Here is an 8,244-nt window from a genome sequence, read left to right as displayed (position 1 = left end):
ATGCGGGGTGTGGCTGGCATCCTCGACAAAATCCCGCTTCCGCCACCGACGAATCGTCTCCCGAGTCACGCGAAACGCCGTCGCCAACTCATAATCGCTGCCCGTTGAATCGCCGTGCGGATCGCCGGCGTAGTCGTCGCATTCTTGTGCAGGGCGATCCTCATACCTTTGCCTCGGCTTTCCCGCTTGCCACAACCTCCCGAAGCACCGCACGCCCGATCAGCAACGGACAGCGATTGGCTAGAAGGTAATCATACGAACCCCAACAACTAGGCAATCAAAAGAGAGAGGTACCGCTGCGCGATCCCCCCCGGCGCCACCGCGCTAGCTCGCCCTCCAGACAGTCATCCAGGTTAGGGCAGGGTATATCGGCTCCTCTTTTGTGGGTAGATCGCCCCTTCCTGTCTAGACGAGTCGCCCTAGGCGGCCATACGGGAAAGCGAGGATGCGGTGGCGGATTGTCCGGTCGATCTTGTCCCGCTCGCGCTCGGTGTCCGGAACATCGCAGGGATAATTGACGCGTCTCGCCTTCGGAGCCATTGTTTCCGCCAGTGGGCTGGTCACTGCGCAGCAGGGGCCGGCCCCAATTTTTTCGGCCCAATGACGAGGCCGTAACCGTCTACCTTTCCTTCTCCGTTGCGGCGAATGTTTTCGGAAACAATTCGCCTGTCCTCCTTCGGAGACTTGCCTATCAGATGCCGACCGATCGGCCTCTGTGTCCGGTCCGCCGGTTGCAGCCGACGAGTTTTGCTGATTTCGGCCCGAGATACGATCGGAACCAGTCTTGCCGCTCACGCTCGCTGTCGCCGCTGATCGTTTCGGGAAAGCCTCCGAGCAGGAGGAGAGGGACAAGTAGTTCAATCGCCAATTGGCGTTGACGCTATCCACGATAGCGTGGCTTAGTTGAGAAACCTCCAAGGAGACGACGATGGCGACCTTCCGTGCCGAGGTAGTCGGTTCGCTCCTGCGGCCGCAATGGTTAAAGGACGCCCGCATTGAGCTGCAGGAGGGCCGTATCACGCCCGCCGAGTTCAAGGGGATCGAAGACCGGGCGGTCGACGAGGCCTTGGCGATCCAATACGAGGCTGGGGTCGACGTCGTCACCGATGGCGAGCAGCGCCGTTCCATCTTCTTCGCAACCCTGACCGATTTCGTCGAGGGGATCAGCCCGGTTTCCGAGCCCCTCGAAATCCATCATCATTGGCGCAAGGGCAATGAGCGTGCGCCGGCACCCATAGAGCTTCCGGCAGTCACGGGCAAGCTGCGTCGCAAGCGGTCGCTGGCGGCCGAAGAGTTCACCTATTTGCGCGCCAAGGCGATCAAGCCGGTAAAGATGACCATTCCCAGCCCGCTGATGATAGGAAGTCTCTTCTCGCCCAAGTATTCGCGCGGGGCCTATCCCGATCCATTCAAGCTGATGGAGGACGCCGCCCGGATCGTGCGCGAGGATATCGAGGAACTGGTGTCGCTCGGGTGCCAATATATCCAGGTAGACGCGCCGGAGTTGGCGACGCTGGTCGATCCAGACGTCCGGTCGAATGTCTATGAAGCCAACGGCATCTCCCCCGATCGCCTGCTGACGGAAGGCGTCGAGCTCATCAACGCAACGGTTGCCGGTCTTTCCGGCGTCAAGCTCGGTATCCATGTCTGCCGCGGCAACAATGCGGGAAGCTATCTAGCGACGGGTGGATACGAATACATAGCCAAGAAGGTGTTTGCGGCTGCCCGGAATTTCGACACTTTTTCCCTGGAATACGACGATCGCCGGTCCGGGGGTTTTGAACCTCTGGCCGACATGCCCCGCGACAAAACCGTGATTCTCGGGCTTGTTTCGACCAAGAAGGGGGAGTTGGAGGATCCCGAAGAGCTGAAGCGGCGTGTCGACGAAGCGGCGAAGTTCTTCCCGCGCAACCAGCTTGCGTTATCGACTCAATGCGGCTTTGCGTCCGTTATGGCCGGCAATCCGATCACACCGGAGCAGCAGCGTGAAAAGCTGAAGCTGGTGGCCGAGACGGCACACCGGATTTGGAGTTGAAGTGCTCCCTAAAGATCCGACCAGTGGCTAAGCTAAGAAGGGAGCCATTGGAATGACAGACAAGACAAGCAGACGGACAGGCCAACGGCACAGCGCACAGTTCCAAAAGGCTCAGAAACGCATTGGCCGATAGAAATCCCGGAACAGCCGGCCCGATGGCGAGGAGAGGGAAGGCGACCCAACACAGGGAGTTGGCCGCCTGCGGCAGGGTGTCGAGACTGGAGAGCAACTGGATGTGCCCGCCTTCCCTTTTCGCTTGGAGGTAAAGGCCGGCGAGATTGCTCGAAAGACCGTCATTTTCGACAAGCCCGGGGAATACCAATTCAGTTGCGATCTGCCAGGCCATCACGAGGCGGGCATGAAGGGCACGCTGATCGTCCGCGCTTTTTGACTTGCTTGGTACCAGATGGATCGTGAAAGCAACCTCGGAGGAAAGATTCTACCGGTGCCTTTTTAAGGGGATAGATCGATGGCTCAAGACCAAAGTTGCGACTGGTGCGGCCAGAGGCTGATATCAATACGGGCGGCGGCACTCTCCGCCGTTTTGGGCATGCTTTGGCACGCGCCCTGCGTTGCGCAGGAGTCGCAGAAGACCGAGCCTCCGGCTGCCTCCTCCTACAACTCGGCGGATGAGGCGGCCCTGCCCGCGCTGCCCGCAAACCTAGGGCGTCTGCCTCAGCCTCCCGTTGCTCCGCCGGTCAATCGGCACAAGCCGACATTGGTTCACGTCACGCTCGAATGCAAGTCGGTCACCGGGCTGCTCGCCGATGGGGTCGGTTACCAATATTGGACCTATAATGGAACCGTCCCAGGCCCGATGATCCGCGTCCGCCAGGGGGATACCGTCGAACTCACATTGCATAACGCAACCGACAGCCTGGTGAGCCATAGCATCGACTCGCATGGCGTGCTTGGTCCCGGCGGCGGCGGGGCGGTGACGCAAACCCCGCCCGGCGCAACAAGCGTGTTCCAATTCAAAGCTATGAAACCCGGCGTGTTCATTTATCACTGCGCGACGCCGATGATCCCGTATCACCTCGCGCACGGGATGTACGGCCTCATGGTCGTCGAGCCGCCCGGCGGATGGCCAAAGGTCGACCGGGAATTTTACGTGATGCAGGGCGACATGTATCTCAACGGCGATCCAACCCAAAGCGGTGTTCACGAAGCGGCCGTCGATAAAATGGTCAAGGAGACACCCGATTTTGTTGTTTTCAACGGCAGCGCGGGCTCGCTCGGTAAGGAGCATCCGCTGAAAGCCAAGGTTGGCGAGACGGTGCGGATCTTTTTCGGCAATGCGGGGCCAAACGACGTCTCAAGCTTCCACGTCATTGGCGAGATCTTCGACAAGGTTCATCCCGAAGGTGCGTGCGAGACCTTGAGCAATGTACAGTCAACCCTTGTCCCGGCAGGCGGCGCGACGATGGTGGAATTCAAGACCGTGATTCCGGGGAGGTATATTCTGGTCGACCATAGCCTCGGGCGGCTGCAGAAGGGCGCGGTCGGGTTTCTTGACGTCGAAGGAGAGCCAAATCCACAGGTCTTCCAAAGCTTCAAGGCGGGCAGCGTAGGGAGCGATGGCCATTGACTAGGCTGGCGAGGAATCCTGTATCGCGGACGACCGCTTTATGTCTTGGCCATAGAGCGGAGAAAAACTCGTGATGAGGACCGTTTTCTGCACTGCCCAAAAACCTGCCGGAAGCGAGCTGTGCCAGCACCCAACACAGACATTCCTGAACTTCAGGCCTTCTCGCTGGTTCACGTGGGCAAGACGGGAAGATCCAACGTCACCTTTCCGGCTTTGAGGAAAGCGGCGATTCGCAAGTGCCGGAAGCTTCGGAAGCCTCTGGCCATCCTTTTGGCGAGCTAGATTAGCTGCCATTTCTTGTGCGCCGTGAACAGGGTGCATCGCCCAATGGGGAGGGAGTGATCTCCACCTGGCAACGATTGCCCCAGCCGGAAGCACCCGGAGCGGCTGCTGGTGGCAACGCCGGTGGTCGAAGTCTCTGGGGGAAAAGGCCAAGAAAGCGGGAGAGCCGAGCAAGCAGGCCCTAAGGAACATGAACGCTGAACAAAGCCTCGAAACCGGCAATGCGGACGCCGAGCTCGTGTGGAAGAAGCGAAGGCCGTTGTTGTCCCTGGGGAAGAAGAGCAATGCGGGCATGCGTGTGAAAGGCGATGCATCCACATGAGAGGCCGATCTGTCCGGGAGTGCAGGTTGGTCTCGAAGGGACCGACCGCAGCCCGGCGAGGGGGGAAGCTGGACTCGGTAGGATTCGGATAGGTCCTCGAAGAACCGTTCCGCAAGGATTGCGCCGCTCTCAAGGCGGCCGAATACAACCTCGAAAGAACCCGCAAAGGGCGAGCCCTCACAGCCTACGGAACCCAATGGGCGATCAGGGCCGGTCGCGCAGGTCGGCATCGTGTTCCAGACGGCGTCGCCCTTCGAGACGCCTCGACGGATGACGGAGTGGGTGGCCTGGGTAAATCAGGAGCGCGAGAAGACGCGTCTCCATCCACTGCTGATCATCGCCCGTGTGTCGTCGTGATCCTGGAGATCCATCCCTTCCAGGACGGCAAGGGGGGGGCGACGATGCGGGCGATGCGTTGGCCGCAAGCCTCATTGCGCGCGACCGGGCCGCGATCGAGGCGATGGACCCCGTGGCCGACTGGCTGGGCACGCAAGAAGGCGTCAGCAACGTGCACGACCTGCATATCTAGGCGCTGTCTACCACCAGCACCGCGCTGGCCGTGCATCTGGTCTGGCAAGGCACCGACCCGGATGCCTTTCTTGACCATATCACCGACGAATTAGCGCACGACTTCGGCATCGGCCATGCTACCGTGCAACTGGAACGCGCACCCTGCGAGCGCGCGGATCAATCTGGAATGGCCCGTCAGCCAACACACAAAGGAGAAAAGAAATGAGCTTACACATCGGCGACACCGTCCCCGATTTCGAGGCAGACACCTCAAAAGGGCATATCCGGCTTCACGACTGGGCCGGGGAGTCCTGGGTCTTCTTCTTCAGCCATCCAGCCGATTTCACCCCCGTCTGCACCACCGAGATTGGCCGCACCGCACAGCTCTCGGCCGAGTTTGCCAAGCGAAATGTCAAGCCGCTCGGCCTGTCCACCGATACGGTCGACGAGCACAAGAAATGGATCGACGATGTCAACGACACGCAACACACCACGGTCGATTTCCCGATCGTCGCAGACCACGATCTGCGGATCGCCAAGCTTTTTGACATGATCCACCCCGAAGAGAGCGCCACCGAAGCGGTGCGCTCGGTCTTCATCATCGACCCGGACAGGAAGTTGCGGCTGACCATGACCTACCCGATGAATGTCGGCCGCAATTTCGACGAGATCCTGCGAGTCATCGACGCGCTGCAGACAGTCGACCGGAGCTCCGTCGCGCTGCCCGCCGACTGGCAACCGGGTGGCAAGGCAATCATTCCTCCCGATGTCACGGACGAGCAGGCCAAGGGCTTGTTTCCCCAAGGATGGGATGAAATTCGCCCCTATCTGCGGATGGTCGATCTCAAATCCTGAACAGAGAGCCGTTTGCTCACGACAGGCCGTGCCATCATCCCGCACCGCCTGTTCGGCCCCGTCACCTGACTTCCGCCACGGCGCGCCGCCCGATTGCCGGGCCGCCGTGGCGGCAAGTCAAGGACCGCATCCCATAACAAATCCGAATGCAAAATCCGAAATGTTGGTGCTTGGCGTCGACGCGAAGACCGTGGCGTTTCGTCCCACCGAGCGGCCGGGCGAAGAACTTCAGAAGCTAAGCTACGATTATCTGGTGCTCGCGATGGGCGCGCATCTGGCCTATGACCGGATCGAGGGCTTCGCGGCACATGGCCACACCGTGTCCGACCTGTTCCACGGCCAAAGGCTGCGCGAACCTCTGTTCGAGGGTGGCTACAAGGGCGGGCCCGATACCATCGGTTCGGCCCGTTTCCACCAGGGTGACGGTGCCGAAGGCCTGCAACCATATCCGGGCGGCTCGATCCCCTATGCCAAGGCAGCCTGCGAGGGGCCAGTGCGGGAGATGACCACCGTCATGGCCAGCTATCTCAAGATGGAGGCCAATTCTTCGCCCAGTCGGATCACCGTCTTCACGCCCGAGGAATCCATCGCCGCAGACGCCGGCGAGAACAATATCAAGGCTTCCTGAAAATGGCCGACGGCATGGGCATCCACTACCGCAACAAGATGGCCGATATCAAACGCCTGACGAAGGACGGGATCGAGTTTGCCGACGGCCAGAGCATCGAGGCCGAACTCAAGCTCGTTCTGCCCGACTGGATCGCGCATGACTGCCTGCGCGACCTGCCGATTGCCGACAGCGCGGGCTTCATCAAGACCGACCTGCTGATGCGCGCGCTGGGCCACCCGGAGATCTTCGTCCTTGGCGATTGCGCGGCCGTCACTGTTCCGAAGATCGGAGGCATCGGCCATCAGGAAGCTGAGATCGTTGGCAGACAGGTGGCGCTCGACATGGGCCGAATGGATGCCGACGAGGCGAACGAACCGCTGCAGCCGGTGGTGTTCTGCATCGGCGACATGGGGGAAGGTAAGGCCTACTACGTCCGTTCCAACGCCTGGTTCGGCGGCAAAGACGAGGTGTTGAAGATGGGTCGCATACCCTACCAACTCAAGATGAGCTATCGCAATCTGTTCTTCATGACGCACAGCAAGGTTCGCGGCTTTGGTCTGAGCCTAGCTCAATTTGCGGCCTTGAAGGTGTTCTGATGAATGCCGATAGGCGCTATCGGAAAGGATTTCGAGATAACAGACACACAACCGCTTACCGAAGCTGAGCGCCAGGGCTTGGCAGAGGCGCTCGACGATGAATACAAGACCCGTGCGACCTATGCCCGAGTCATTGAGGATTTTGGCGGGGTCCGGGCCTTCGTGAACATCGTCGAGGCGGAAAAACGGTATATTTCAGCGTTGCTGGGGCTGTTCGAACGATATGACATCGCCCCGCCCTCGGACCGCTGGACTGGCGCGCCTCCGAGGTTTTTGAGCCTTTTGGAAGCCTGTAATAAAGCCGTGCAAGCCGAGACCGACAACGTGGCAATTTACGATCGGGTTTTGAAGACAAGCACACGAGCGGATATCCTGTCGGTTTATCATGCCTGGCGCGAAGCATCCCTTGATCGCCACCTGCCGGCGTTCCGCCGCTGCGCCGAACGGAAGGGGCAGTGATGGGATCGGATGCCGCACACCTGCCTGAAACCCACCTTGTCTCGCGCGTCGGCTGGCTGCGCGCAGCGGTGCTGGGCGCCAATGACGGCATCCTTTCGACCGCCAGCCTGATCGTGGGCGTTGCGGCAGCGGCGACTTCGGCGTCCGAGGTTCTGGTCGCGGGAGTCGCCGGGCTGGTCGCAGGGGCGATGTCGATGGCGGCAGGCGAATATGTCTCGGTCAGTTCGCAGGCCGATACGGAAAACGCCGACCTCGAACGCGAGCGTGCTGAGCAGGTCAACCAGCCAAACTTCGAGCTGGACGAGCTTGCGGAAATCTACGTCAAGCGCGGAGTCGAGCCCGACCTTGCCCGGCAGGTTGCCAGCCAGATGATGGCCAAGGACGCGCTCGGCACGCATATGCGCGACGAGTTGGGAATTTCCGAAGTGACGACGGCGCGCCCCATCCAGGCCGCACTGACCTCGGCGCTGACCTTCTCGATCGGGGCGGCGATGCCGCTGGCGATGGTGCTGGTCTCGCCCGCCGATCTGTTGCCCTGGACGGTCTCCATCGCCTCGCTGCTGTTTCTCGCCCTGCTGGGCGCGGTCGGGGCATATGCCGGCGGAGCCCCGATCTGGCGCGCAACGCTGCGCGTGACCTTCTGGGGCGCACTCGCCATGGCGCTAACCGCCGGGATCGGAGCACTGGTCGGCACGGCTGTTTGAAAGTACGGCTCTGATTGCTCTGGTGTGGGCGCTCGCGGCCCTTTACTCCGCGTCGCTCGCCGAGCACTCCTGCGTGTTCTTCATCATTGCAGAGGACAAGACCCACCTCATGATCGCGGGCGGGGCCTAGGTGCCGGTCAGTCGGGGCTTCCTGCCGCAGGTTCCGCGCGGCGGGCTACCTCGAACGCCTAGCTGAACTTCCGCGTGCGCCGTGGAAAAGGGTGCATCGCCCAGTGGGGAGGGAGTGATCTCCACCCGGCAACTATTGCTCCAGCCGGAAGCA

The 8,244-nt window shown here is 61.0% G+C and carries 11 protein-coding genes and 2 pseudogenes; 11 read left to right on the top strand and 2 right to left on the bottom strand.

Annotation, left to right across the window (positions count from 1 at the left end):
• Both MAMT_RS11545 and MAMT_RS11775 read right to left on the bottom strand, forming a co-directional pair.
• A pseudogene (locus tag MAMT_RS11545) lies at positions 1-164 on the bottom strand (IS481 family transposase); the annotation flags it as partial.
• A gap of 241 nt (positions 165-405) precedes the next feature.
• Positions 406-540 (bottom strand): hypothetical protein, encoded by a 135-nt coding sequence (locus MAMT_RS11775; protein ID WP_281289110.1) that lies wholly within the window; start codon positions 538-540, stop codon positions 406-408.
• A gap of 388 nt (positions 541-928) precedes the next feature.
• On the opposite strand from MAMT_RS11775, the gene MAMT_RS08355 reads away from it, so the two are divergent.
• The 11 genes and pseudogenes from MAMT_RS08355 (at position 929) to MAMT_RS08305 (ending at position 7,961) form a co-directional block, all read left to right on the top strand.
• The gene (locus MAMT_RS08355; protein ID WP_142660520.1) at positions 929-2,035 is read left to right on the top strand and encodes a cobalamin-independent methionine synthase II family protein; all 1,107 of its coding nucleotides are present in this window, start codon (positions 929-931) and stop codon (positions 2,033-2,035) included.
• 235 nt (positions 2,036-2,270) lie between these two features.
• Positions 2,271-2,426 carry a plastocyanin/azurin family copper-binding protein gene (locus MAMT_RS08350; RefSeq protein WP_178087026.1) on the top strand — a complete coding sequence of 52 codons (156 nt, stop codon included), beginning with the start codon at positions 2,271-2,273 and terminating at the stop codon, positions 2,424-2,426.
• 78 nt (positions 2,427-2,504) lie between these two features.
• Positions 2,505-3,623 (top strand): copper-containing nitrite reductase, encoded by a 1,119-nt coding sequence (gene nirK, locus MAMT_RS08345; RefSeq protein WP_142660518.1) that lies wholly within the window; start codon positions 2,505-2,507, stop codon positions 3,621-3,623.
• A gap of 823 nt (positions 3,624-4,446) precedes the next feature.
• Positions 4,447-4,619, top strand: a pseudogene (locus MAMT_RS11715) (Fic family protein); the annotation flags it as partial.
• Positions 4,571-4,756, top strand: coding sequence for a hypothetical protein (locus tag MAMT_RS11710; RefSeq protein WP_246186604.1), 186 nt, complete (start codon positions 4,571-4,573; stop codon positions 4,754-4,756). The pseudogene MAMT_RS11715 and the gene MAMT_RS11710, both read left to right, overlap by 49 nt.
• A 30-nt stretch (positions 4,757-4,786) precedes the next feature.
• Positions 4,787-4,963: a hypothetical protein gene (locus tag MAMT_RS08330; RefSeq protein WP_246186603.1), complete on the top strand. Its 177-nt coding sequence runs from the start codon at positions 4,787-4,789 to the stop codon at positions 4,961-4,963.
• The gene (locus tag MAMT_RS08325; RefSeq protein WP_142660517.1) at positions 4,960-5,592 is read left to right on the top strand and encodes a peroxiredoxin; all 633 of its coding nucleotides are present in this window, start codon (positions 4,960-4,962) and stop codon (positions 5,590-5,592) included. The genes MAMT_RS08330 and MAMT_RS08325 overlap by 4 nt, the downstream gene beginning before the upstream one ends.
• A 160-nt stretch (positions 5,593-5,752) precedes the next feature.
• Entirely contained in the window at positions 5,753-6,220 is a 468-nt protein-coding gene (locus MAMT_RS08320) for a hypothetical protein (RefSeq protein WP_142660516.1), read from the top strand.
• A gap of 2 nt (positions 6,221-6,222) precedes the next feature.
• The gene (locus tag MAMT_RS08315) at positions 6,223-6,798 is read left to right on the top strand and encodes an NAD(P)/FAD-dependent oxidoreductase (RefSeq protein WP_142660515.1); all 576 of its coding nucleotides are present in this window, start codon (positions 6,223-6,225) and stop codon (positions 6,796-6,798) included.
• Positions 6,799-6,876: 78 nt separating this feature from the next.
• Positions 6,877-7,257 (top strand): ferritin-like domain-containing protein, encoded by a 381-nt coding sequence (locus tag MAMT_RS08310; RefSeq protein WP_246186602.1) that lies wholly within the window; start codon positions 6,877-6,879, stop codon positions 7,255-7,257.
• Positions 7,257-7,961 (top strand): VIT1/CCC1 transporter family protein, encoded by a 705-nt coding sequence (locus MAMT_RS08305; RefSeq protein WP_142660514.1) that lies wholly within the window; start codon positions 7,257-7,259, stop codon positions 7,959-7,961. Before MAMT_RS08310 ends, MAMT_RS08305 begins: the two co-directional genes overlap by 1 nt.
• Positions 7,962-8,244: the final 283 nt, after the last annotated feature.

The sequence above is a fragment of the Methylacidimicrobium tartarophylax genome (genome assembly GCF_902143375.2).
GTDB classification, from domain to species: Bacteria; Verrucomicrobiota; Verrucomicrobiia; order Methylacidiphilales; family Methylacidiphilaceae; genus Methylacidimicrobium; species Methylacidimicrobium tartarophylax.
The sequence above is the reverse complement of the archived record's forward strand: the minus strand, read 5'-3'. Positions and strand labels throughout refer to the sequence as shown.